The organism is Nocardia arseniciresistens (assembly GCF_046764875.1).
GTDB classification, from domain to species: Bacteria; Actinomycetota; Actinomycetes; order Mycobacteriales; family Mycobacteriaceae; genus Nocardia; species Nocardia arseniciresistens.
Map to the genome: position 1 here is coordinate 648,543 of NZ_JBKORD010000001.1, position 23,317 is coordinate 671,859.

Annotated in this window: 21 protein-coding genes; 12 read left to right on the plus strand and 9 right to left on the minus strand. The window is 66.3% G+C overall.

Annotated elements, in window-relative coordinates:
* Nucleotides 1-9: 9 nt before the first annotated feature.
* On the minus strand, nucleotides 10-1,173 hold the full coding sequence (gene sucC, locus ACLMAJ_RS03010; protein ID WP_412011879.1) for an ADP-forming succinate--CoA ligase subunit beta: 1,164 nt from the start codon (nucleotides 1,171-1,173) through the stop codon (nucleotides 10-12).
* 543 nt (nucleotides 1,174-1,716) lie between these two features.
* Between sucC and ACLMAJ_RS03015 the strand changes: the two genes are divergently transcribed.
* Both ACLMAJ_RS03015 and ACLMAJ_RS03020 read left to right on the plus strand, forming a co-directional pair.
* Complete coding sequence (locus ACLMAJ_RS03015; protein ID WP_412011880.1) at nucleotides 1,717-2,895, plus strand: M23 family metallopeptidase; 1,179 nt, start codon at nucleotides 1,717-1,719, stop codon at nucleotides 2,893-2,895.
* A gap of 74 nt (nucleotides 2,896-2,969) precedes the next feature.
* A complete protein-coding gene (locus ACLMAJ_RS03020) occupies nucleotides 2,970-3,485 on the plus strand; it encodes a hypothetical protein (RefSeq protein WP_412011881.1) in 516 nt (171 codons plus the stop codon).
* On the opposite strand, the gene ACLMAJ_RS03025 is transcribed toward ACLMAJ_RS03020, so the two are convergent.
* Nucleotides 3,482-6,052: a UvrD-helicase domain-containing protein gene (locus ACLMAJ_RS03025; protein WP_412011882.1), complete on the minus strand. Its 2,571-nt coding sequence runs from the start codon at nucleotides 6,050-6,052 to the stop codon at nucleotides 3,482-3,484. The genes ACLMAJ_RS03020 and ACLMAJ_RS03025 overlap by 4 nt on opposite strands.
* A gap of 383 nt (nucleotides 6,053-6,435) precedes the next feature.
* Between ACLMAJ_RS03025 and ACLMAJ_RS03030 the strand changes: the two genes are divergently transcribed.
* The gene (locus ACLMAJ_RS03030; RefSeq protein ID WP_412011883.1) at nucleotides 6,436-6,729 is read left to right on the plus strand and encodes a chorismate mutase; all 294 of its coding nucleotides are present in this window, start codon (nucleotides 6,436-6,438) and stop codon (nucleotides 6,727-6,729) included.
* 139 nt (nucleotides 6,730-6,868) lie between these two features.
* Here the strand turns inward: ACLMAJ_RS03030 and ACLMAJ_RS03035 are convergent, their stop codons facing one another.
* Nucleotides 6,869-8,323, minus strand: coding sequence for an NAD-dependent succinate-semialdehyde dehydrogenase (locus ACLMAJ_RS03035; RefSeq protein WP_412011884.1), 1,455 nt, complete (start codon nucleotides 8,321-8,323; stop codon nucleotides 6,869-6,871).
* A gap of 133 nt (nucleotides 8,324-8,456) precedes the next feature.
* Between ACLMAJ_RS03035 and pgi the strand changes: the two genes are divergently transcribed.
* Nucleotides 8,457-10,094 carry a glucose-6-phosphate isomerase gene (gene pgi / locus ACLMAJ_RS03040; RefSeq protein WP_412011885.1) on the plus strand — a complete coding sequence of 546 codons (1,638 nt, stop codon included), beginning with the start codon at nucleotides 8,457-8,459 and terminating at the stop codon, nucleotides 10,092-10,094.
* A 13-nt stretch (nucleotides 10,095-10,107) separates the two neighbouring features.
* Here pgi and ACLMAJ_RS03045 read toward each other — a convergent pair whose 3' ends face one another.
* The 3 genes from ACLMAJ_RS03045 to ACLMAJ_RS03055 form a co-directional block, all read right to left on the minus strand.
* Nucleotides 10,108-10,653 carry a potassium channel family protein gene (locus tag ACLMAJ_RS03045; protein ID WP_412011886.1) on the minus strand — a complete coding sequence of 182 codons (546 nt, stop codon included), beginning with the start codon at nucleotides 10,651-10,653 and terminating at the stop codon, nucleotides 10,108-10,110.
* An 89-nt stretch (nucleotides 10,654-10,742) separates the two neighbouring features.
* Nucleotides 10,743-11,432 (minus strand): nucleoside/nucleotide kinase family protein, encoded by a 690-nt coding sequence (locus ACLMAJ_RS03050; protein ID WP_412011887.1) that lies wholly within the window; start codon nucleotides 11,430-11,432, stop codon nucleotides 10,743-10,745.
* Between the two features lie 51 nt (nucleotides 11,433-11,483).
* A complete protein-coding gene (locus ACLMAJ_RS03055; protein ID WP_412011888.1) occupies nucleotides 11,484-12,395 on the minus strand; it encodes a LysR family transcriptional regulator in 912 nt (303 codons plus the stop codon).
* Between the two features lie 72 nt (nucleotides 12,396-12,467).
* Between ACLMAJ_RS03055 and ACLMAJ_RS03060 the strand changes: the two genes are divergently transcribed.
* From ACLMAJ_RS03060 to ACLMAJ_RS03070, 3 genes are all read left to right on the plus strand, one after another.
* Nucleotides 12,468-12,908 carry a nuclear transport factor 2 family protein gene (locus ACLMAJ_RS03060; RefSeq protein ID WP_412011889.1) on the plus strand — a complete coding sequence of 147 codons (441 nt, stop codon included), beginning with the start codon at nucleotides 12,468-12,470 and terminating at the stop codon, nucleotides 12,906-12,908.
* Between the two features lie 45 nt (nucleotides 12,909-12,953).
* Nucleotides 12,954-13,781, plus strand: a complete 828-nt coding sequence (locus ACLMAJ_RS03065; RefSeq protein WP_412011890.1) for a hypothetical protein — start codon at nucleotides 12,954-12,956, stop codon at nucleotides 13,779-13,781.
* 220 nt (nucleotides 13,782-14,001) lie between these two features.
* Nucleotides 14,002-14,916 carry a hypothetical protein gene (locus ACLMAJ_RS03070; protein ID WP_412011891.1) on the plus strand — a complete coding sequence of 305 codons (915 nt, stop codon included), beginning with the start codon at nucleotides 14,002-14,004 and terminating at the stop codon, nucleotides 14,914-14,916.
* 58 nt (nucleotides 14,917-14,974) lie between these two features.
* On the opposite strand, the gene ACLMAJ_RS03075 is transcribed toward ACLMAJ_RS03070, so the two are convergent.
* Together ACLMAJ_RS03075 and ACLMAJ_RS03080 are read right to left on the minus strand one after the other, a co-directional pair.
* Nucleotides 14,975-16,594, minus strand: coding sequence for an acyl-CoA dehydrogenase family protein (locus tag ACLMAJ_RS03075; protein WP_412011892.1), 1,620 nt, complete (start codon nucleotides 16,592-16,594; stop codon nucleotides 14,975-14,977).
* 16 nt (nucleotides 16,595-16,610) lie between these two features.
* Entirely contained in the window at nucleotides 16,611-17,300 is a 690-nt protein-coding gene (locus ACLMAJ_RS03080; protein WP_412011893.1) for a TetR/AcrR family transcriptional regulator, read from the minus strand.
* Nucleotides 17,301-17,376: 76 nt separating this feature from the next.
* Here ACLMAJ_RS03080 and ACLMAJ_RS03085 point away from each other — a divergent pair, with 76 nt between their 5' ends.
* Together ACLMAJ_RS03085 and ACLMAJ_RS03090 are read left to right on the plus strand one after the other, a co-directional pair.
* Entirely contained in the window at nucleotides 17,377-18,159 is a 783-nt protein-coding gene (locus ACLMAJ_RS03085) for a crotonase/enoyl-CoA hydratase family protein (RefSeq protein ID WP_412011894.1), read from the plus strand.
* Complete coding sequence (locus tag ACLMAJ_RS03090; RefSeq protein WP_412011895.1) at nucleotides 18,107-19,495, plus strand: hypothetical protein; 1,389 nt, start codon at nucleotides 18,107-18,109, stop codon at nucleotides 19,493-19,495. Before ACLMAJ_RS03085 ends, ACLMAJ_RS03090 begins: the two co-directional genes overlap by 53 nt.
* Here ACLMAJ_RS03090 and ACLMAJ_RS03095 read toward each other — a convergent pair.
* Nucleotides 19,478-20,158 (minus strand): pyridoxamine 5'-phosphate oxidase family protein, encoded by a 681-nt coding sequence (locus tag ACLMAJ_RS03095; RefSeq protein ID WP_412011896.1) that lies wholly within the window; start codon nucleotides 20,156-20,158, stop codon nucleotides 19,478-19,480. The two genes, ACLMAJ_RS03090 and ACLMAJ_RS03095, sit on opposite strands and share 18 nt — an antisense overlap.
* Nucleotides 20,159-20,239: 81 nt before the next feature.
* Here ACLMAJ_RS03095 and pdxR point away from each other — a divergent pair, with 81 nt between their 5' ends.
* Genes pdxR through ACLMAJ_RS03110 form a run of 3 tightly spaced genes read left to right on the plus strand, consistent with a single transcriptional unit; the run spans nucleotide 20,240 to nucleotide 23,313 of the window.
* Nucleotides 20,240-21,607, plus strand: a complete 1,368-nt coding sequence (gene pdxR, locus ACLMAJ_RS03100; RefSeq protein WP_412011897.1) for a MocR-like pyridoxine biosynthesis transcription factor PdxR — start codon at nucleotides 20,240-20,242, stop codon at nucleotides 21,605-21,607.
* A 9-nt stretch (nucleotides 21,608-21,616) separates the two neighbouring features.
* Nucleotides 21,617-21,862, plus strand: coding sequence for a DUF2630 family protein (locus ACLMAJ_RS03105; protein ID WP_412011898.1), 246 nt, complete (start codon nucleotides 21,617-21,619; stop codon nucleotides 21,860-21,862).
* A complete protein-coding gene (locus tag ACLMAJ_RS03110) occupies nucleotides 21,859-23,313 on the plus strand; it encodes a dihydrolipoyl dehydrogenase family protein (protein WP_412011899.1) in 1,455 nt (484 codons plus the stop codon). The genes ACLMAJ_RS03105 and ACLMAJ_RS03110 overlap by 4 nt, the downstream gene beginning before the upstream one ends.
* The last annotated feature ends 4 nt before the right edge of the window (nucleotides 23,314-23,317 follow it).

A 23,317-nucleotide genomic window follows, 5' to 3' on the forward strand; every position in this document is an offset into this window, starting at 1 on the left:
GGCTCGGTTTTACCGGGAAGCCAGTTCGGCGGCCTTGTCGGCGCCTTCGTCCATTGTCTGCGCAAGTGTGATCAACGGGTGCGCGGCATCGACAAGGATCTTGCGGCCCTCGTCGACCTTGTTGCCGTCGAGACGGACAACCAGCGGCTTGTTCGCCTCGGCGCCAAGAATTTCCAGCGCCTTCACAATGCCGTTGGCGACCGCGTCACACGCGGTGATGCCACCGAAGACATTCACGAACACACTCTTGACCTGTGTGTCGTTCAGGATGACATCCAGGCCCGCGGCCATGATCTCGGCCGAGGCGCCACCACCGATATCGAGGAAGTTGGCGGGCTTGACGCCACCGTGGTTCTCGCCCGCGTAGGCGACCACATCGAGCGTGGACATGACGAGACCCGCGCCGTTGCCGATGATGCCGACCTCACCGTCGAGCTTGACGTAGTTGAGGTCGTTTTCCTTGGCCTTGAGCTCGAGCGGGTCGGTCGCGTCCTTGTCCGCGAACGCCTCGTGGTCCGGGTGCCGGAACGCGGCGTTCTCGTCGAGGGTGACCTTGCCGTCGAGGGCGAGGATCTCGTTGTCGGGCGTGCGCACCAGCGGGTTGACCTCCACCAGGGTGGCGTCTTCGCCGATGAACACCTCCCACAGCTTCTGGATGGTCACGGCCGCGGCGTCGAGCACGTCGGCGGGCAGGTGGCCCTGCTCGGCGATCGAGCGGGCGAACGCGAGGTCGACACCCTTGACCGCGTCGACCGGAACCTTGGCCAGCCGCTCCGGCTTGGTCTCGGCGACTTCCTCGATCTCCATGCCACCTTCGACCGAGCACATGGCCAGGTAGGTGCGGTTGGAACGATCGAGCAGGAAGGAGATGTAGTACTCCTCCGCGATGTCCTTGGCCTCGGCGACCAGGATCTTCTTGGTGATGTGGCCCTTGATATCCAGGCCGATGATGTTCTGCGCGTGCGTGAACGCGTCATCCGGGGTGGCGGCGTACTTGACGCCACCCGCCTTGCCGCGGCCGCCGGCCTTCACCTGAGACTTGATCATCACCGGCTTGCCGAGTTCCTCCGCGATGGCGCGGGCGTCCTCGGCCGTGTCCGTGACGCGGCCCTCGGACGAAGGCACTCCGTGCTTAACGAAGAGCTCCTTCGCCTGGTATTCGAAGAGATCCATGTACTCACCGTCTCGTCTGCGTTGCTATGACAACGTCTTTGTTGGTGGCCCGACACCCGTAGCGGCTGGTTGCAGGTCGCTCGAAATGGTCGGAAGCGGGTCGGGTCGGACTCTAACCAGTCAGATGGACGGCCAATCGGCCACATTCATCGTAAGTGGCGCAGGTCACGGGCCGACGCCAAGGCCGGGAAAACCGCTGGCCAAGGCTACTCGCGAGTAGCTTCCATACGGGGCTCCAGGTAGACCCGCCGAACCCGGGAAAGGTTGCCCTCTACTACAGGACGTCGTCTGTCGACCTCACGCGAGTGCCCAGTGAAATGTGCGATATTCCGTGCTGTTACCGTGATCAATGTCACATGTTTGAATTGAGGGCGCGCAGCGCTTGCGGACTCCGCAATCGTTTCGTTACCGTCATTGCGGTCGATGTCACAACACGGTCACGACGAGGAGGACGGCAAGCTTGGCGCAGCACAGCACTCCGCAAACGGAGAGCCGTTCCGCAGATACCGCGAACATCTCCCGCTCCATGATGTGGCACATCCGATGAACCATCGCTCCACCCTCCCCTCCTCTAATCGCGTGCGCTCCGGTCATCGTTATCGCGCCGACGACGAGGCGTTCGGCGGCTACGCCGATCAGAGCAGGCAGGCACCTCCAGAGGCCGACGCCCGGTACGCGGTCCCCGCCGCCGGAGCGCATGCCGGATACGACTTCCCCTCCGCAGGCGATCACCGCGACGAAACCTGGTCCGCGAACGAGTCGTGGTCACAGCGGGATTCGTGGTCCGACGGCGGCGCTTGGTCATCCGAGGAATCGTGGGCGCCCGACGCCGACAATTCCTGGACGCCCGACGCGGACGACTCGTGGACACCGGATACCGGTGACTCCTGGAGCCCCGACGCCGACGACTCGTGGGAAGAACACGAGACAGACGACGCCGAATCCCGTGCCGTTCCCACCGTGATCCCAGGACGCCGCTCGCAGCGGCGCGGTGGGGCACACCGGATGCCGGCACCCCCGACCGCTCTCAAGGGGCGCGCCGCGGTCGTCGCCGTCGCCGCGGGTGCGGTCGTCGCCGCGGGCCAGGCCGCTTTCGCCTCGCCCGAAATGCCTTCGCAGTCCGTCGATTACGAGGCCGCTGGGCAGATCCACGAGATCGCCGCGCAGTCGGTCAGCGTGACCGACCCCACCGCCGCACCGGATTCGCCGCAGGTGCTCAATGTCGTAGCCCCGACCAACCTGGGCCAGTTCAACGACATCCTGCAAAAGGGCCAGAAGTACGCCCAGGATCTGGCCGCCGAAGAAAACGCCAAGCTTCGCCCGCTGTTCACGAAGTTCGCCGCGGGCAATTTCACCTCCGGCTACGGTGCCCGCTGGGGCGTCCAGCACCTCGGTGTCGACATCGCGGGCCCGATCGGAACCCCGATCTATGCGGTCGCCGACGCCACCGTGCTCGAAGCCGGCCCGGCAAGCGGATTCGGCATGTGGGTACGGCTGCTGCACGACGACGGCACCGTCACCATCTACGGACACATCGACACCGCGACGGTGTCACAGGGTCAGCGGGTGATGGCGGGCGATCAGATCGCCACCATCGGCAACCGTGGCTTCTCCACTGGTCCGCACTGCCACTTCGAGGTCTGGCTGAACGGCTCCGACAAAATCGACCCGCTGCCCTGGCTGGCCACCCGAGGCATCAGCCTCGGCATCCAGCGCGACTAGAGCGGACCCGCCCCTCGGCGCGGGTGGCGTTCGCTGGGACGGATCCCCGCTCGATCGATCGGGGATCCGAACAGGTGGCCGGAGTGGAATGCCGCCGTCGCTTCGGTGCGGCTGCACGGCCGGTTGCCGTCGGCACTACCGGGGACTATCTGCTGAGTGACCGGTTCGTCGGGGCGGTGCACGGGGCAGGCCCCCGCGCTCGAACGCCTCGGCCAACTGGCCAAGGCGGGCCTCGGTGGCCGGTCGGCAGCGGCGAACAGTGGTTCAGCTGGATCCACGCCGAAGACTGGCTCACCATCGTCCGCGCCGCCATCGGACTCGACCCCGACCGCACACTGCCGAACGGAATCCTGGTGGCGGCCACCGAATTCCCCGTCCGAAACCGTGAACTGATGACGGCACTGCGCAGGCACCTGCACCGTCCGCCCACCCCCGCGGCGCTACCGACGGTCGGTGCGGTGCCGCTGCGCACCGCCCCCGCGCTCGGCCTCACCGGCAGGCACGCCACCTCAACGGTGTTGCGCGAGGCCGTATTCCGCTTCCGCTACCCCGAGCCTCGACGAGGCCTCGAGCGACCTACTGCCGTCTAGAGCTTGACCAGGGTACGGCTGTATTGCGGGATGAGGCGGATCTTGCCCGCGGTACCGAAATCGATGGTGACGGTGGCCAGTGGTCCGAAGCCCTCGGCGGCGACAACCCGGCCGAGGCCGTACTTGTCGTCGGTGACTCGGTCACCGACAGCGAGTACGAGATCGGCATTGTTGCGGGTCGCGGTGCCCGGTGCGGGGCGGCGCGGGCCTCGGTCGCCGCGCACGCCGGGGCGCTGCTCGTTCCAGCCGTCGCCTCGGGTCCAATCCCGTTCCACGCCGTCGTCGTCGCCGCGCCGCCGGATGCTCCTGGTCAGCGGTGAACCGCTCGGCTCCAGCCGCTTCCAGTCGATCAGGTGGCTCGGAATCTCTTGCAGGAAGCGGGATTCCGGGTTCGAAACGGGCTGGCCCCAGCCGGAGCGGACGACCGCGCGGCTCAGATACAACCTTTGCCTTGCTCGGGTGATGCCGACGTAGGCGAGGCGGCGTTCCTCGGCAAGCTCGGCGGGGTCACCGAGTGCGCGCATGTGCGGGAACTGTCCGTCCTCCCAGCCGGTCACGAATACGACGGGAAACTCGAGCCCCTTTGCCGTGTGCAGTGTCATCATCGTGACCACGCCGGCGCCCTCGTCGGGGATCTGATCGGTGTCGGCCACCAGCGAGACCCGCTCCAGGAAGGCCGCGAGCGAACCGGGATCCGGTTCGCCGTCGGCGGCATCGGGCACCAGGCCCTCTTCGCGGGCCGCGGCCGCGTTGTTGTAGGCCTCCGAGCTGAATTCCCTTGCGACGCTGACCAGTTCGTTCAGGTTGTCCAGCCGAGCGCCGTCCTGTGGGTCGTCGGACGCCTCCAGTTCGGCGCGGTAACCGGTGCGCTCGAGCACCGCGTCGACCACATTCCCCACATCGGGGAAGTCCAGCTCCACCTGTGTACCCGCCGCCCGAATCTGCTCCAGCAGTTCGAGGAACCCGGCGATCGCCCGCTGTGCGCGAGTATTCAGCAGCGCGACCTTGCCCGCGCCCGCATCGCGCAGCGCCTCGGCGAAACCGATGTCGCGTTGCTCGGCATGCACCGCGACACACGCCTCGGCGCGGTCGCCGATGCCCCGGCGCGGAGTGTTGAGAATCCGGCGCATGCTCACGGCATCTTCGGGGTTCTCCAGCACACGCAGGTAGGCGACGATGTCGCGCACCTCCTTGCGCTCATAGAAGCGGACGCCGCCGACCACCTTGTACGGCAGGCCCATCCGAATGAAGATTTCTTCCAGCGCACGCGAGTTGTTGTTGGTGCGATAGAAGACCGCGACGTCGCCGTAGGTGGCCTCCTTGGCATCCACCAACCGGTCGATCTCCCTGGCCACGAAGGAGGCCTCGTCGTGCTCGTTGTCGGCGACGTAGCCGGTGATGAGATCGCCCTCGCCGGAGTCGGTCCACAGCCGCTTGTCCCGACGGTTCTCGTTGCGCGAGATCACCGCGTTCGCGGCCGACAAGATGTGCTGGGTGGACCGGTAGTTCTGCTCGAGCAGGATGGTTTCGGCATCGGGGAAGTCGCGTTCGAATTCCTCGATATTGCGGATGGTCGCGCCGCGGAAGGCATAGATGGACTGATCGGCGTCACCGACTACGCACAGCTCGCTCGGCGCCACCGCGTCGGGAGCCTGCTCAGCATCACCGGATTCCGCGGCGGCCGTGTGATGTCCGACCAGCTCACGCACCAGGATGTACTGCGCGTGGTTGGTGTCCTGGTATTCGTCGACGAGCACGTGCCGGAAGCGACGCCGGTAGTACTCCGCGACCTGCGGGTGGTTTTGCAGAAGCGCCACCGATTCGCCGATCAGATCGTCGAAGTCCATCGCGTTCGCCGCACGCAATCGGCGCTGATATTCGGTGTATACCCGGGCGACAAGTCCCGGCAGCTCGGTCTCGTCGGATTCGGCGTCGGCCACTGCCCGCGCGGGCCCGATGAGCTCGTTCTTCAGATTCGAGATAGCGGTCGCCAACAGCCGCGCAGAGTATTTCTTCACATCGAGTTCGAAGTCGCGGCTGATCATCGTGAGCAGTCGCCGCGAATCGTCGGCATCGTAGATGGAAAAATTGGAATTCAGGCCGGGCAGCAGGGCCGCCTGCATGCGCAGGATCCGCACGCAACTGGAGTGGAATGTGGAAACCCACATGTTGTTGGCACGCGGGCCGACCAGGCCGATGACGCGTTCCCGCATCTCCGCAGCAGCCTTGTTGGTGAAGGTGATGGCCAGGATCTGTCCCGGCGTCGCGCCGCGCGCGGCGAGCAGGTAGGCGATTCGCCTTGTCAGCACGGCCGTCTTGCCCGAGCCCGCGCCCGCCACGATCAGCAGCGGCGCGCCGGTGTGTACGACAGCGGCGCGCTGTGGCGGGTTGAGACCCTCGAGTAGCCGCTCGGCCTCTTCGGCCTTGCGTTGCTCCCTTTCGAGACGGCGCTGTTCAGGAGACTGCGCCGAATCCACGGCTCGACCATCGCCGACCTGCGGTTTCTGGGCTGAGTCCTGGTGCCGAGTCTGCCCGGCCTGCATCTGGGGAGCCACCGTGATGTCCATCGTCCATCAACGCTACCGGCGGCCACCGACAGAGATGAAGTCCCGGTTCGCGTCGATGTACTTTCGGTACCCTGTCGGCGATGACGAGTGAACCTCTGTAGCACGCTGTGGGCAGCAGATCCGCGACGTCGTTCTCAGCAGATTCACAAATAGAAGTGTTTTGCATTGCTTCGGACCCGTGGCAGACTCACTACATGATCTGCGCGCCGGGGCTATATCCGATACGGTTGACAGCCGGATATCGTGATGACGGACCTAACGCCTGAGCGCCCGTCCGGGGGGACAATGCGACACCCAAATAGGTCTGTCGCACGGTGAAGGAACCGATCGGTAACGAGCTCGGCTCACAAGCCGATCGATGTTCTGACACGAGGAGATGAATGATGAGCACGCCTGCCACGACGACCGGGTCCGACTCGGCTCTCCCGCACTCTGAGGCGGAGATCGAGAAGCTCCGCAAGGAGATCGACCAGCTCGACGCGGAAATCCTCGCCGCCATCAAGCGCAGGACCGAGATCTCCCGAATCATCGGCCGCACGCGGATGGCTTCCGGCGGACCCCGCCTCGTACACAGTCGTGAGATGAAGGTGCTCGAGCGCTTCAGTGCACTCGGTCAGGAAGGCCACACCCTCGCGATGCTGCTGCTTCGCCTCGGCCGCGGCCGCCTCGGCCACTGACCAGCCGCCACGGCGGCTGATATCGGCCGCGACGCGCGGCCCCAAAAACTCGTGCGGCGATCGAAAGACCTCCGCACTTCCCAAAGGCCGCCCCGGGTGTCCACCCCCGGGGCGGTCGTTTCGCGTCTGGGAACAGTGCTCAGGTGAGCGCGATGTACTTGGTGGACAAGTACTCCTCGATGCCCTCGATGCCGCCTTCGCGGCCGAAGCCCGACGCCTTCACACCACCGAAGGGCGCGGCGGGATCGGAGATCACACCACGGTTGACGCCGACCATGCCACTTTCCAGACCCTCGGCGACGCGAAGGGCACGTTCGAGGTCACGGGTGTAGACGTAGCTGACCAGGCCGAATTCGGTGTCGTTCGCGGCGGCGAGCCCTTCGGCCTCCGTCTCGAAACCAATGATCGGGGCGACGGGCCCGAAGACCTCCTCGCGCAGGATCCTTGCGTGCGGCGGCACCTCGCTCAAAATGGTCGCGGGGTAGTACCAGCCAGGACCGCCCGGCGCCTTGCCGCCAAGGCGCACATGAGCGCCGGCGGACACCGCGTCCTCGACCAGTTCGCTGACGATGTTCAGCTGGTCCTCGCTGATCAGCGGGCCGAGGGTGGTTTCGGGATCGGTGCCGGGGCCGAGCGTGACACCGCTCGACATCGCCTCGACGAGCTTGGTCGTGAATTCCTCGAGTACACCGTTCTGCACATGGAAGCGATTTGCCGCGGTGCACGCCTCGCCGCCGTTGCGCAGCTTCGCGAGCATCGCGCCCTGCACCGCCGCATCGATATCGGCATCGTCGAACACCACGAACGGTGCGTTGCCGCCGAGCTCCATCGAGGTGCGCAACAGCCCGTTGGCCGAGGACTGTACGAGCTTCTTACCGACCTCGGTCGATCCGGTGAAGGTGAGCTTGCGCAGCCGAGGATCGTCGAGCAGCGGCTGCGTCACCGCACCGGAATGGCTGGATGTGATCACCGATAGCACACCATCGGGCAGACCGGCCTCGCTGCACAGCTTCGCGAGCAGCAGCATGGTCAGCGGGGTCGCCGAAGCGGGCTTGACGATCATGGTGCAACCGGCGGCCAGCGCGGGACCGATCTTGCGAGTCCCCATGGCGAGCGGGAAGTTCCACGGCGTAATCGCCAGGCACGGCCCGACCGGCTGCTTGTGCACCATGATCCGTCCGGTACCCGACGGCGCGTGCAGGTAGCGTCCGTGCACCCGCACGGCCTCTTCGCTGAACCAGCGAAAGAACTCCGCGCCGTAACGCACCTCGTTGCGGCTCTCCGGCAGCGCCTTGCCCATTTCGAGGGTCATCAGCAGCGCGAATTCCTCGGACCGCGCGGTAATCGCCTCGAAGACCGCGCGCAGGATCTCGCCACGCTCCCGCGAGGGCGTCGCCGTCCAATCCGCCTGCACCGCGGCGGCCGTGTCCAGTGCGCGAACCGCATCCTCCGGGGTCGCGTCCGCGACACGGGTCAACACCTCCCCGGTGGCCGGATTGTGCACCTCGAAGGTGCCGCCACCGGTGGCATGGACCGGCCCGCCGATCCACAACTGCGTCGGCACTGATTGAAGTAGTTCGCGTTCGGACACCATTGCGCCAGCCTATGCCGACCGCACTTTCCGTCGGCGCGGAAATCCCTCGACAGCGGTGACAGACAGTCCAACACCCGCCGAAGTTTGCGGTCCATCCCTGCGCGGCGGATCACGTGCTTGTACCCTCGCGAACGTGAGCAGCGACATCACCGCATCGGCGGCATGGGGGAAACTGCACGACCACCACGGCGCGATCGCCGAGCGACACCTGCGCGAGTTCTTCGCCGACGATCCCGCACGCGGTCGTGAGCTGACCGTCCAGGTGGCAGACCTGCACATCGACTACAGCAAGCACCGCGTCACGCGGGAAACACTTGATCTGCTCATCGAATTGGCGCGCGAGGCCGGTGTCGCCGAGCGTCGGGACGCGATGTTGCGCGGTGAGCACATCAACACCTCGGAGAACCGTGCGGTCGAACACGTCGCGTTGCGCCTGCCCGCCGGTGAATCACTGATCGTCGACGGCACCGACGCGGTCGGCGAGGTGCACGAGGTACTGCGGCGGATGGGCGAATTCACCGACTCGCTGCGTTCGGGCGAGTGGCGCGGCGCCACCGGTGAACCGATCACCACGGTGATCAATATCGGCATCGGCGGATCGGATCTCGGCCCGGAGATGGTGTATCGCGCGCTGCGCCACTACGCCGACGCCGGGATCGGCGCGCGGTTCGTCTCGAATGTCGACCCTGCCGATTTGGTCGCGAAACTCGACGGGCTCGAACCGGCGACAACGCTGTTCATCATTGCGTCCAAGACCTTCTCGACGCTGGAGACGCTGACCAATGCCACCGCAGCACGTCGCTGGCTGGTGGCCGCGCTCGGCGAGGACGCCGTCGCCGACCATTTCGTCGCGGTATCGACGAATGCCGAGCGGGTCGCCGAATTCGGTATAGACACCGCGAATATGTTCGGGTTCTGGGATTGGGTCGGCGGACGCTACTCCGTAGATTCCGCTATCGGCCTCGCGGTGATGGCGACGATCGGCAAGGAACGGTTCGGCGAGTTTCTCGCCGGAATGCATGCCGTCGACAAGCATTTCGCCACCGCACCACTGGAGGCGAACGGCCCGGTACTACTCGGCCTGCTCGGAATCTGGTATTCGAACTTCTTCGGCGCGGAATCCCGTGCGGTGCTGCCCTATTCGAATGACCTGGCCCGGTTTCCGGCCTACCTACAGCAGCTGACCATGGAATCGAACGGCAAGTCGGTACGCGCCGACGGGACCCCCGTGACCACCTCGACCGGCGAAATCTTCTGGGGCGAGCCGGGAACCAACGGCCAGCACGCCTTCTATCAACTACTGCACCAGGGCACCCGCTTGATCCCCGCGGACTTCATCGGATTCGCCCGCCCCACCGACGATCTGCCCACTCGCGACGGCACCGGCAGCATGCACGACATCCTGATGAGCAACCTGTTCGCCCAGACCAAGGTGCTCGCTTTCGGCAAAACCGCCGCGGAAATCATCGCCGAAGGTACTGACCCGAATGTGGTGCCGCACAAGGTGATGCCCGGCAACCGACCGAGCACAAGCATCCTCGCCCCGCAGCTCACACCGTCGGTGGTCGGCCAGCTCATCGCCCTCTATGAACACCAGGTCTTCGTAGAGGGCACCATCTGGGGCATCGACAGCTTCGATCAGTGGGGTGTCGAACTCGGCAAGCAGCAGGCCCTCGCGGTCGCCCCGCTACTCACCGCACCGGAAGACCCCGAGCCCCAAGGAGATTCCTCCACCGACGCCCTGATCCACTGGTATCGCGCCAACCGCTGATATCTCGGGAACCTCAGTCACGCTCAGTGTTTCGAACAGCTGCCGCTTCGATGCGACGGCTGACGCTGGTACTGACAACCGCGACAAGGGTGCCTATCACGACAAGATCGAAGGCCACTTGCACCATGGTCGCCACCTTGGCCGCCTGGCCGACGGCGTGCACGTCGCCGTAACCGATCGTGCCGAGGGTGATGATCGTGTAGTACAGCGCGTCGGTGCGGGTGCTCAGCCCCTCGAACTGGCTCGGGTTCCGCAGTTCGAGAATGTAGTAGAACAACGCGAAGAACATCACCGCCACGCACAGTGCGAACAACACGCCGTCGACGCGCCCGCTGGTCGCCCCCGGGTCCTCGATGTATCGGCCGACCCGCTGCCAGGTCAGCCAGATCAATCCGAAAACGCCCACCAGGAAGGCGACAAGTCCTGCGACCTTTGCGGGCCAATCGTCGCCCAGCGTGAACTCGAGCGGGACGCAGTAGTAGAGCAGCAGAGCACATACGACGGTGGCCACGTTCCACGTGACATGCGCGCGCCCGGAGATCTGCCGAGACTGCTTCATCTGTCCATGATCGGCCCAACCGTGCCGTCCGGTCGTAGCACTCGCCGGGCCGCCGCTACCCGGTCGAGTGTCGGCTCCGCGTCGAAGCCTCAGGCTTGCGCGGCGTAGTAGCGCCCCTCGCGCTGCCGCAGGACCAGATCGGCACGGTCCCTGGTGCCCGCGATCAGGCCGGCATTGGGCAGATCACTGTCGTGCACCTTGATCCGAGCGGCGTCGACGCTGCGACCACCGCGAATGTGGCGGCGTATCAGCCGATGCTCGATCACGTCCCGGTCGACGTCGAGGTACCAGACTTCATCGAGCAGTGCGCGCACCCGGGACCAGGGGCTGGATTCTCGTTCGTCCAGGAGCAGGTAGTTGCCCTCGGTAATCGCGATCTCGTGCCCGCCGAAAACGACACCGGCCGGCGTCGGTTCCTCGATGGCGCGGTCGAAGGTCGGCCACGGCACCGTCTCGCCGATCGGTGTGTCGCGCAGCCTGCGCAGCGTCTCTAGATATCCGTCGACGTCGAAGGTGTGCGGTTCGCCCTTGCGCTCGAGGTCTCCGGTCGCGCGCAACACCGCGTTCGGCAGGTGGAAGCCGTCCATCGGTGCGATCTCGGCGATGACGCAACCGGCTCGCAGGTTCAACTCGTCCCGAATGGACTTGGACAACGTGGACTTACCGGCCCCCGGCGGCCCCGCGATACCGAGCACGTACCGACGGGCACACGCCGCGACTCGTATCCGCAGGTGCTCGACGAGCGAACGCAGGGGCATTTCGACGGTAGTCCGCGTCATCGGGCCACCCTACTCACGCGCGTCCCGTCGGCGGCGAATTTGCGGCCACGGCTACCGAAGCCGCTGCCGCACTTCGGCGGACAGCTCGGCCGCAACATCACGTAGCGCCTCGGTGAACATCCGCCTCGGGGCAGCGTCCGCGGCCTCGGCGCGATAGACGACGGCCGTGGTTCGCACTGCCGAGGGATGGTCGATGCGGATGAGTGCGATGTTCGGAGGAACTACCGGCACGGCGATGCCCGGCACCACCGTAATGCCCATGCCCGCCGCGACCAGCCCGATCTTGGCAAACCAATCGCGCGCGACGAACGCGATGTCCGGCTCCCAGGTGGCGTCGCCGAACGCGCCGAGCAGGGTGCTGTTCAGCTCGGTGCTGCCCGCGATCCAGCGCGCACCGCGCAACTCGGAGGAGGTGACGCTGACGCGGTCCGCGAGCGCATGGCCGGATGCGGCCGCGATGAGGAGTGGGTCCTCCAGCAGCGGTTCGACCTCGACACCGTCGGGCAGGTTCCGCGTTTCGGTGACCACGGCCAGATCCAGTCGCCCGCGAGCGACAGCGGCGAGTAGCCGCGGGCTGGTCCCTTCCCGCAGTGGTACCCGTGCGATTCGGGCGGCGGTGGTGGCAATGGCCCTTGGCACCAGCGCCGCCATGGCGGTGGAGAACGCGCCGACACGAAGAAGTGCGGGCGGACGGGATGCGAGCTCATCGAGGTCGTTGCGCGCGGCGCCGAGTCCACCGAGCACCGTTTCCGCATGCCGAAGCACGATCCGTCCCGCCTCCGTCGGCCGCACCCCGCGAGCATGCCGCTCGAACAACGGCTTCCCCGCCGCCCGCTCCATCAAGGCGATCTGCCGGGATACGGCCGACTGCGTGTACCCGAGGTTCTCGGCAGCGTTCGAAAACGACCCACACCTGGCCGCCTCGGTAACCACCCGCAACCCGACGATCGTGAACTCACCCATGTGTACCAGTCATACCAAACATGCGAGAGTCTCGTTTGTCGCATGCCCTGGCTCCGCAATACCGTCGAAGTCATGAGTGCAGCCGAAAACAAGAAACTGATCGAGCACATATTCGACCGAATGGCCGAGGGCAATACGCAGGCGATGAGCGAATCAATGGCAGCGGACTTTCGCTGGACCTTCCCTGGCAACTGGTCATGGTCCGGTAGTTGGGAGCCGAAAGTGGTTGTCCTCGAGGAACTTTTGCGCCCACTCATGACACAGTTCACCGAATATCGGAGCACGGCCGACTTCATCATTGCCGAAGACGACCGCGTCGTCGCCCAGATCAGCGGCCATGGCATCACCACGCGCGGCGAGCCGTACGAACAGACCTATTGCATGATCTTCCGCCTCGCGAACGGTCGGCTCACCGAAGTCATCGAGCACTGCGATACCGCATTGGTCGAACGCGTACTCGAACACCCCCGCATACAACAGTCGTTAACACAACAGACTTCCCACAGGGAGTAAGTCCAGGATGGGCATCGATCGCTGCCCATTCCTACACTCGGGCAAATGGTGCAGCCGACTCCCTGGCAAGCGGGCGACAATAATCCACAAGGGCAGGCCGAGCCGCCCAACCCCACGTCACGTGGTGCGCCGCGACGCCAGATCGACGTCGCGAAAGTCATCGCCACACTCCGACCGCACCTAGCCTCGCTCCAAGGAAGCTGGGGCTATGTGTTCGCCGCTGTCGGCAGCATCATCACATTCATCACGCTGTTCCAACCGTGGATAAACGCCGTCGCGCGCGACGGCAGAATAAAAGCGAATCCCTTTGGGCGACTCCAGATATCCAGCTCCCTGGTGACCCTCTGGTCCGGATCGCCACCACCTCAAGTCAAGATCAACGGCACGTGGGCAGTCCTCGCCACCATTGCCATCACCATCACCATCTTCGCCACAGTGGTCAATCTTCGGGCACGCACCGAAGCACTTCGCCATTTGGTGGCCGGCACCTCGGTAGCCACGGCACTTTTTGTCGTCTTCGCCATGGTCCACTTGAATAACAAAGGCCCGGCATTGCGGGACATGCTCGGGTACGGAAACCCAAGGGATCTCGGCGGCCAAATCGGCTTGCTGATGCGCTGGGCCTCCGGCAACGGGCAATACCCGGTACCCGGCCTCACCAAGGTTTCCATAACCACCGCCAGTCTCACCGCCTGGGCATGGTTCGCCGCCGTGATGGCGGTAGCTTCGGCCGTAGCCGCTGTCGCCCAGTGGATCCGCAACCAACCGGCCGGTTCCGTCCACCTGCCGATGCGCATTTCTGTCGTCACTTCGCCGCGTGCCGCAAACCCCGCTCCGGCTCCCACTCCCGATCCGCCCCCAGCGACACCGTAAATCTCGAACATGTAGAGCACCCGTCCAGCGAGTGCTCCAATTGCTCGATTGTCGAAGTGCGACAAACGATTTCATACGGAAATTTCATACAGGCGAGGGACGGGTACGCGACCGCCGCAACACAGCAGCGCTCCAGCGTGTACTCCCAAAGATTTCGACCTTCCCACGGGCGGTGAGGTCCTACCGACGCCCTACGCTGTCGGGTTCTAATCTTGGACCGATGGTGCAGCCAACGCCCTGGAAAACGGGCAGAACCCAACAGGCGCAGACCATTTTGCCCAGCCAAACGACAGGCGGTACCTCACGACGTCAGGTCGACGTCACGAAAGTCGTCGCGTGGCTCAAACCACACCTCGCCGTGTTCCGTGGCCATTGGGGCTACCTGTTTGCCGCGGTCGGCAACATCATCACACTCTTCGGGCTTTTCGAGCCATGGGTCGACGCTTCCTCGACCGACGGCCGGATCACGGCCACCCCGTTCGGAAAATTCCAGATATCCAGCTCCCTCGTGGCCCTCTGGTCGGGAGCGCCACCGCCTACCGCGAAGATCAACGGCATGTGGGCCGTGCTCGCCTGCATCGCCGTCGTCATCACTGTCTCCGCCGCGATGATCAATCTCCGGGCGCGTACTCAGGCGCTATCCGCTCTGGTGATGGGTTCCACGGTGGCCGTGTCACTTTTCCTGGTCTTCGCCCTCGTCCACATGAATAACAAATTGCCCGACCTGCGTGCCATGGTCGGTAACGCCAGCGCGCGGGATCTGGGGAGCCAGGTCGGCATGCTGATGCGCTGGGCCTCCGGCAACGGCAATTACGCGCTGCCCGGCCTCAAGAGATACACCTGGACCACCGCGAGTCTCACCACGTGGGCGTGGCTCGCCGGAGGGATGGCTGTGATTTCGGCTATCGCCGCTATCGCCCAGTGGGTACGCAGTCGCCCGGACGGACCCATCGCCATACCGCTTCGCATGCCCATCGTCATCACACGAGCGTCCGATGACCACGCCTCCGAGCAGCCATCTCCCGATCCCGCACCCGCGGCGGCATCGCCGCCTGCCGCGCCGGAGGCACCCATGCCACCGGCACCGGCCACGCCTCCCGAGCGGCCACCCACCGACCCCGGGCATGCCGGCTGACCCAGCACCGCACGGTGATCGCGCCGGTCGAACACCCGCTCGACCGGCGCGATCGCAATTAGACGAAGGCGCGTTCGATGATGGCGCCGGTGTCGACACCGGTGGGCAGCGTGCCGAAGGCGATGCCCCAGTCCTCACCCAACCGGGTGGCGCAGAAAGCATCCGCGACGGCGGGGTGACCGTGACGGACCAGTTGAGCGCCCTGCAACACCAGAGCCATGAGTTCGATGATGCGACGAGCGCGGTATTCGATGTCACCGAGGTCGGAAAGTTCCTTGCCGACGCGGGTAATGGCGTCGTCGAGGCGGGGATTCGCGCCGCGAGCCAGCGAGACCTCGTTGAAATAAGCCTCGACGGTCTCGGGCTGACGCCCCATGGCGCGCAACGCATCCAGGGCCGCGACGTTGCCCGAGCCCTCCCAGATGGACATGAGCGGGGCCTCGCGATAAAGGCGCGGCATGCCGGATTCTTCGGCATAACCGTTGCCGCCGAAGCATTCCAGCGCCTCCGCCGCATGCGACGGTGCGCGTTTACAGACCCAGTACTTGGTGACCGCCAACGCGATTCGGCGCAATGCGGCCTCGGCCGGGTCCTGGCCGGCCCGATCGGTGGCCCCGGCAAGGCGCATCATCACGGTGGTCGCGGCATCGGACTCGATCACCAGATCCGCGAGCACATTGCGCATCGCGGGCTGGTCGATCAGCTTCTTGCCGAAGACATCCCGGTGCCGCGCGTGGTGCGCGGCGTACACCGCGCCGACGCGCATTCCGGTGGAAGAGCCGATCACGCAGTCGAGACGGGTCATATTCACCATCTCGATGATGGTCTTGACCCCGGCGCCTTCGTCGCCGACCAACCAGCCGGTGGCGTTCTCGTATTCGATCTCCGAAGAGGCATTGGACTTATTGCCGAGCTTGTCCTTGAGTCGTTGGATCCGAATGGGATTGCGGGTGTCGTCCGGCAGCACCCGAGGCAGTAGGAAGCAGGACAGACCGCCGGGGGCCTGTGCCAGGGTGAGGAACATGTCCGACATGGGCGCCGAGGTGAACCACTTGTGTCCGACCAGCCGGTAGCTGCCGTCCGGTTGCACAGTCGCGGTGGTGGTGTTCGCGCGAACGTCGGAGCCACCCTGCTTTTCGGTCATCGACATGCCCGCGATGAGACCGGCCTTGGTGGACGGCTCACGCAGACCGAAGTCGTAGGTCCTGGAACCGAGCAGTGGTTCGTATTTCGCGGCGAGCTCTTTGTTGTGGCGCAGCGCGGGCACCACCGCGTAAGTCATCGAGATCGGGCACATGTGCCCGGCATCGGCGACGCCCCAGGTGTAGAACTTGGCGGCACGCGCGGTGTGGGCGCCGGGCCGGTCGTCCAACCACGGCGAGCCGTGCAGTCCATGTGCGACAGCGACATTCATCAGGTCGTGCCAGTGCGGGTGGAATTCGACCTCGTCGATGCGGTTGCCGTAGCGGTCGTGGGTGTGCAGTACCGGCGGATATTCGTTGGCGAGCCGTCCCCACTCCTGCGCCGCGAAACCGCCTGCGAGCACGCCGAGTTCGCACACCTCCTGCTCGGCCCAGCCCGCGCCCTCGCGGTGCAGACCCTCGAGCAGCGCCGGGTTGCGCGAGACATCGAAGGGCACGATGTTCGGAACCTGGTTGAAAACCTCATGCGTCGGCATCGGACGACTCCTGTTTCTAGTGAGCGCCCTCGGCGCTCAGGTTCATCGTGTTGGGGTTCATCGTGTTGCGGTTCATCGCGCGTGGGGGTTCGTCGCGCACGCCGAGCGCGCGCATCGCGAAGGCAACGAGTTCTGGGACAACTGATTCGCCGTGTGGCGCATCGGCCAACGGGCCGACCAGCACCTCGCCGATCGCACCGACCAGTGCGGCGGCGCTGGTTCGTGGGTCCTGTGTGGGCAGTTCCCCGCGCGAAACTCCCTCGGCGATAGCGAATTCGAAGGATTCGGCGAAGGCGCGCCGAAAGTGCAGCCGCTCGGTGTCGACCGCGGCGTCGACGGGTTCGACGAGCAGAACGTAGGCGAGCTTCGGATTCTTCAATGCGCGGCCCGCGAAGGTTTCCACCGCCGCGGTGACGCGTTCTACCGCGGACGCTCCGGCCTCGACCGGGGTTGTCCGTTCGGCGGCCGCGGTGACCGCGGCGACCTCGCGGGCGACCACCTTCCTGAAGACCGCGCTTACCAGTTCGGATTTGCCCTCGAACTGCTTGTACACCGTTCCGGTCGCCACGCCCGCCTCGTTCGCGACAGCCGCCATGGACAGCCCGGCGAAGCCCTCCCTGGAGAGCACCCTTGTCGCGGCCTGCACGATCAGCGTGGCCTGCGCGTCGAGACGAGCCTGCACGGCAGGGGTTCTGCGATACACCACCCAAGAAGTGAAGCACAGATTCATTTCTTCGCGCAAGGACTGTTTCCTGATGGTTTTACGTCGTATGGTCGGATACGTGACTGACCAAGCCAACGGTGCCGCCGTCCGTGTCGAACGCTCCGGCCCCGTGACCACCGTCATCTTGCATCGCCCTGCCGCCCGCAATGCCGTCGACGGCCCGACGGCCGCCGCGCTGGCCGATGCGTTTCGCGCCTTCGACGCCGACCCAGACGCATCCGTCGCGGTGCTGTGGGGTGACGGCGGCACCTTCTGCGCGGGCGCGGACCTCAAAGCGCTCGGCACCGATAACTCCAATAAGGCGACCGAAGAAGGGGACGGCCCCATGGGCCCCACCCGCATGAAGCTGTCCAAGCCCGTGATCGCCGCCGTCTCCGGCTACGCGGTAGCGGGCGGTCTCGAGCTCGCACTGTGGTGCGATCTGCGAATCGCAGAGCAGGACAGCGTCTTCGGCGTTTTCTGCCGACGCTGGGGTGTGCCGCTGATCGACGGCGGCACGGTCCGGCTGCCGCGCATCATCGGGACAGGTCGCGCAATGGACATGGTGCTCACCGGCCGCGAAGTCGGCGCTTCCGAAGCGCTCCAGATCGGCCTGGTCAACCGTGTTGTGCCGAGCGGTGATTCGCGCCGGGCAGCCGAAGAGATCGCCGCACAGCTCGCCGTGCTGCCGCAGACCTGTCTGCGCACCGACCGGATGTCGCTGCTCGAACAGGACGGCCTCGAAGAGGAAGCAGCCATCCGCAACGAGTTCCGCCATGGCATAACCGCCCTCACCGACGGCGCACTGGATGGCGCACAAAGATTCGCCGCAGGCGCGGGCCGACACGGCGCACGCACCTGACCCGATGAGCGGGCCCGGCGCACGGAATCGACTCGGCGGCAGCGATCAACTCAACGGCGCAGACCGACTGAGCGTCGTCGACGAAATCTTTCTGCGCACGCACCGCGGCCTCGGCACGCCCATCGCGCTCCAGGGCCTGTGGCGCACTGCCGACCGCATCGACCCGCGGCTGCTCCAACAGGTCCACACTGCCCTGCGCGCAGGGCCGTTGGGGCGCCGCGTGATCGGCCCACGCGTGCCGGGCGCCCGCCGATCCTGGCGCCCCAACACCAGGGCCCACCCGCTCGACATCACCGACCGGCCGATTCCGACCACAGCGCTGCTCGACTGGGCCGACAACCAAGGCACCGACCTCGATCCCGAGTCCGGCCCTGGCTGGCGACTGTCGGCCGTCGCGCTCGACGACGGCGGATCGCTTGTCTCCCTGACGTGTTCACATGCCATCGCCGACGGCCGCGCACTGACGCTCGCGGTCGACGCCGCCTTACGCGGCCGAACCGCGGCCGAACCGGGCAAGGCCATGACCGACTCCGTGGTGCCCACGAATCCCGGGGCCCCACACTCGGACTGGACCGATGCCCTGCGGCAGTGGTCGATCGTATTGCGCGGCACCGCCCGTGCGATACGCAATGGCATTCCGAAACGGCCCGCGACAGCGGCGGCGGACCACTCCCGCGCCGGCGCCGGCAGCGCGCTGACGCACAGCGCGATCTTCCGATGCGCGGTATCGGAGTGGGACCGGACTGCCGCCGACCGCGGCGGCACCGCCAACAGCCTGTTCATCTGGCTGACCGCGAACATGCTGTGGGCCGGCGGATTCCCGCACGCGACGATAGACGTGAGCCTGCCCGTCGACACCCGAGAAGAACCGCGTGTCGACAACGACCTGTCGATGACAGAGATCACCGTCGGCCGCGCCGACACCCCCGCGTCGATTCGCGAGAAGTCCCGAATCGCCTACGAGCGCCGCATGTCCAGCCCCGGCGGTCTCCCCGAGGAGCTCCTACAGGTAGTTCCCGACCGCTTGGCCCACGCGCTGTCCAAAGGCGCAGGCGAACGAGACATCCTCTGCTCCAACATCGGAACCCTTCCCAGCTCCCTGTACGCACTCGGCCCACACCACTGCACCGGTGTCGCGGCCAGAGCCATCCACCCCGCCCTCACCGCGAACCGACTCCCCCGCACCCGCCTATCCGGCTACCTGTGCCGAATCGCCGACGACTACATCCTGTCCCTGGTCGGCCTCGACTCCACCCTCATCGAATCCAATACCGCCCTAACAGATCTCGCCACCAGGACATCAGCGACATGCCGCTTGTCACTGACCCCGTGGTGATCGGTCGAGTACGTCTTGTGGGATCTCGATGCCGGGCTCGAGGTCTGCCGAAGGAACCGGCGCGCCCCACACCTGCCGTATCGGCAGCACACCCGCCCACACGCCACCGGTCTCGATGTCTTCGGTGTCGTCGTTCGGGCCGCCGGTCCTGACCTTTACCGATGCCTCGGTGAGGTCGAGGGCCAGCACCTTGGTCGCGGCCAGCTCCTTCTTGTCGGGCCGGCGCACACGGTCCCACGCGCCGGGTGCGGCATGCTCGGTCACTATGCGTAAGGCGTGCATCCGCTCGTCGGCGTCGGTCACCTCTACTGCGCGACCGCGCACGACAGCCGAGCGGTAGTTCATCGAGAAGTGCATGGCCGAGCGGGCGTAGATGAGGCCGTCGACGAGGGTGACGGCGATGGAGATATCGCCCTCCAGTGCCGCACGCAGGTTGCCCGCGCCGGTGGAGCCGTGCAGGTACAGCGTGTTGCCGTCGCGCCCGTAGCTGGTGGGAATCACCACGGGGCCGCCCCCGAGCACCACACCGAGGTGACAGATCAGACCGGCGTCGAGGACCGCGTCCAGCTCTGCCCTGTCGGCCCTGGCCCGGTCCTTCGCCCGGGTGGGAGTGCTGCGCGTCGTCGGCGAGAGCGGGGGCCGAGAAGTGGTCGACTTGGTCATATCACTATCTTGAGGGCGTTAAGTGGCATTCTGAAATAGCCAATTCAAGGAAATTTCCACAGTCCAATTCTGGAGGCTGCCGTGCTCGACGAACTCCCGCTCGCGCTCGACCGCGACGCGGCGCGGCCGCTTTCGACGCAGGTCGCCGAGGGGCTACGGGCCGCGGCGAGCACGGGCGTGCTGCGGATCGACGACCGACTCCCGTCCTCACGGTCGCTCGCGCAGCGGCTCGGCGTGAGCCGCACGGTCGTCGCCGCGGCCTACGACCAGCTACACGCCGAGGGGTGGATCGCGGGCAAACGCGGATCGGGCACCTATCTGACTACCGCGCCCACCGCGACTCCCACCCGCCTCGGTGCCATGCCCGAATCGACCGACAACCCGGAACTGCTCGACCTCGGCCCCGGCGCACCCTGCGTCGAGGCCATCGATCAGTCGGCATGGCGCAGGGCATGGCGAGCCGCCGCCGACATCGCACCGATGGTCCGCAAGGATCGTGGTGGCGAGCCGGAGTTCCGATCGACGATCGCCGAGCATCTGCTGCGCCACCGCGGTCTCGGCGCGAACAGCGACGCCGTCGTACTCGCGACCGCCGGAACCAGTTCGGCCGTAAGCGAACTCGCGGCCGCGCTATTGCGGCCCGGTGATGCGATCGCGATGGAGGACCCCGGCTATCGGCGTGCCGCCGGCGCCTTCGTCGCCGCGGGAGTCCGCGTGCTTCCCGTTCCCGTCGATGCCGACGGACTCCGGGTCGATCTGATCCCGCCCGGCATCAAGGCGGTGTATTGCACACCCGCACACCAGTTTCCGCTGGGCGCACGGATGCCCGCGGCGCGGCGGGTTCAGCTCGTCGAATTCGCGAGGCAGGCGGGCGTGCCCATCATCGAGGACGACTACGACGGTGAACTGCGCTACGACACAGCGCCTTTGCCGCTGCTCGCGGCGATGGCGCCGGACGTCGTCGTGCATTTGGGCACGACCAGCAAGATCTTGTCGCCGAGCCTGGGAACCGGCTGGTTGGTCGCGGCCCCGGAAATCGCCGACGCGGTACTCGCGCACCGGGAACTGACCGGAACCGGTCCGAGCCCGGCGGGTCAACGTGTCCTTGTCGAGTTCGCCGAGCACGGCGACCTGGCGCGGCACCTGCGCCGATTGCGCCGCGCGCTGCCGCCACGCCGCGCACTGGTCGTCGACGAAATGCGCGAACGCGGTCTCGACGTGCTCGGCGACGACGCCGGTTCGCACATCGTGGTGCCGCTGAAATCGGCCGAGGCGGAGCGGCGAGCCGTCGCCGCAGGCCGGGCGCGCGGCGTCGCGCTCGACGGACTGGCCCGCCACCACAGCGGCGCACAACGGTGCTTCGGCATCGCCCTCGGGTACACCGCGCTCAGCTGGGCCGATCTGAAGATCGCCGTTCCCGCGGCCGGAGACTGCCTGGCCCAGTCGTAGCATGGTCTGATGACCGAACAGGACATCCTTGCGCGTATCAAGAATTTGGTCGACCGCGAGCACGAACTGCGGTCGAAGGCGACAGCCGGCGAGGTCGATCCGGTGTCCGAACGAAAGCAGCTCGCCGAGCTCGAAGTAATGCTCGACCAGGCGTGGGATCTGCTGCGGCACCGACGGGCCCGCATCGCTCAGGGTGCGCCACCGGACGGGGCAGAGGTCAGTTCGGCCCATCAGGTCGAGGGCTATCTGCAATGACCTCGGGGCCGGCCGCCACCGAGTACGACGTCATCGTGATCGGTGGTGGGCCTGCCGGGGAGAACGCGGCCGCCTACGCCATCGCGGGTAGCGAGCGCACCGCGGCGATCGTGGAGCACGAACTCGTCGGCGGCGAATGCTCGTACTGGGCATGTATGCCCAGTAAGGCGCTCTTGCGGCCCGTGCATGTCCTGTCGGGCGCGAAGGCGATGGCCGGGATCACCGCGAGCGGCCTCGACCTCGACGCGGTGCTGGCCAGACGCGACAGCTTCACCCACAACCACGACGACAGTTCGCAGGTGCAGTGGGCCACCGACAACCGGATCGACGTGATCCGCGGTAGTGGACGCCTCGCCGGTGCGCGCCTGGTCGAGGTCGGCGGCCGCACGCTGCGCGCGCGGCAGGCGGTGGTGCTGGCCACCGGAACCAAGGCCAGCGTCCCCGACATCCCCGGCCTGCGCGACGCACTGCCGTGGACCTCACGTGATGCCACCAACCTGCGCGAAGTTCCCCGGCGAGTGGTGATCGTCGGTGGCGGGGTCGTCGCATGCGAGGCGGCCACCTGGCTGGCAGGGCTCGGTGCCGAGGAGGTCACGCTGCTGGTGCGCGGCGGTTCGGTGCTGGCCAATGCCGAACCGTTCGCACGGGAGCGAGTCGCCGCCGGATTGGCCGACGTGGGCGTTCGGGTCCGCTTCGGCACCCAGCTCGCGCAGGTGGACCGCACGGACGCGAAGGACACCGGCGAAGGGCGGATACACGGCGGCACCGTGACCGTTCGATTGCGCGGCGACAACCTCGAACCCGACGATGCGCGGATCGAGGCCGACGAAATCATCGTGGCCGCCGGGCGCGCGACCGCGACCGGAGAACTCGGCCTGTCCACGATCGGGTTGCCCGACGGATCCATCGACGTGGACGACCGATTGACCGCGCGTGGTGTCGAAGGCGACTGGCTGTACGCGGTAGGCGATGTGAACGGGCGCGCCGCGCTGACACACATGGGCAAATACCAGGCCAGGGTGTGCGGAGACGTCATCGCCGCACGCGCCGAGGGCCGGGAGCTCTCCGAAGCACGTTTCGCCGCGACCGCCGATCACGAGCAAGTCCCGCAGGTCGTGTTCACCGCACCCGAGGTCGCCTCGGTCGGACTCACCGAGGCCGCGGCGCGCAAGGCCGGTTATTCGGTGCAGACCGTGGAGACCGATATCGCGGTGGCCGGTTCTTCGTTGGCGCGCGACGACTATGCCGGGCACGCGAAGCTGGTGATCGATGCGGACGCCGACACGGTGCTCGGTGCGACCTTCGTCGGTCCCGAGGTAGGCGAGCTCATCCACGCGGCGACCATCGCGGTAGTGGGCAAGGTACCGCTGGCGGCACTATGGCACGCAGTGCCTTCCTACCCGACGGTAAGTGAGCTCTGGTTACGTCTGTTGGAAGCACGCCGAACGTAGTTAC

Excerpts from the sequence above, each read along its gene's own strand:
- sucC (WP_412011879.1), bottom strand. The coding sequence starts at position 1,173 with ATGGATCTCTTCGAATACCAGGCGAAGGAGCTCTTCGTTAAGCACGGA.
- ACLMAJ_RS03015 (WP_412011880.1), top strand. The coding sequence starts at position 1,717 with ATGAACCATCGCTCCACCCTCCCCTCCTCTAATCGCGTGCGCTCCGGT.
- ACLMAJ_RS03025 (WP_412011882.1), bottom strand. The coding sequence starts at position 6,052 with ATGGACATCACGGTGGCTCCCCAGATGCAGGCCGGGCAGACTCGGCAC.
- ACLMAJ_RS03030 (WP_412011883.1), top strand. The coding sequence starts at position 6,436 with ATGAGCACGCCTGCCACGACGACCGGGTCCGACTCGGCTCTCCCGCAC.
- ACLMAJ_RS03035 (WP_412011884.1), bottom strand. The coding sequence starts at position 8,323 with ATGGTGTCCGAACGCGAACTACTTCAATCAGTGCCGACGCAGTTGTGG.
- ACLMAJ_RS03045 (WP_412011886.1), bottom strand. The coding sequence starts at position 10,653 with ATGAAGCAGTCTCGGCAGATCTCCGGGCGCGCGCATGTCACGTGGAAC.
- ACLMAJ_RS03050 (WP_412011887.1), bottom strand. The coding sequence starts at position 11,432 with ATGACGCGGACTACCGTCGAAATGCCCCTGCGTTCGCTCGTCGAGCAC.
- ACLMAJ_RS03055 (WP_412011888.1), bottom strand. The coding sequence starts at position 12,395 with ATGGGTGAGTTCACGATCGTCGGGTTGCGGGTGGTTACCGAGGCGGCC.
- ACLMAJ_RS03060 (WP_412011889.1), top strand. The coding sequence starts at position 12,468 with ATGAGTGCAGCCGAAAACAAGAAACTGATCGAGCACATATTCGACCGA.
- ACLMAJ_RS03065 (WP_412011890.1), top strand. The coding sequence starts at position 12,954 with ATGGTGCAGCCGACTCCCTGGCAAGCGGGCGACAATAATCCACAAGGG.
- ACLMAJ_RS03070 (WP_412011891.1), top strand. The coding sequence starts at position 14,002 with ATGGTGCAGCCAACGCCCTGGAAAACGGGCAGAACCCAACAGGCGCAG.
- ACLMAJ_RS03075 (WP_412011892.1), bottom strand. The coding sequence starts at position 16,594 with ATGCCGACGCATGAGGTTTTCAACCAGGTTCCGAACATCGTGCCCTTC.
- ACLMAJ_RS03090 (WP_412011895.1), top strand. The coding sequence starts at position 18,107 with ATGGCGCACAAAGATTCGCCGCAGGCGCGGGCCGACACGGCGCACGCA.
- ACLMAJ_RS03095 (WP_412011896.1), bottom strand. The coding sequence starts at position 20,158 with ATGACCAAGTCGACCACTTCTCGGCCCCCGCTCTCGCCGACGACGCGC.
- ACLMAJ_RS03105 (WP_412011898.1), top strand. The coding sequence starts at position 21,617 with ATGACCGAACAGGACATCCTTGCGCGTATCAAGAATTTGGTCGACCGC.
- ACLMAJ_RS03110 (WP_412011899.1), top strand. The coding sequence starts at position 21,859 with ATGACCTCGGGGCCGGCCGCCACCGAGTACGACGTCATCGTGATCGGT.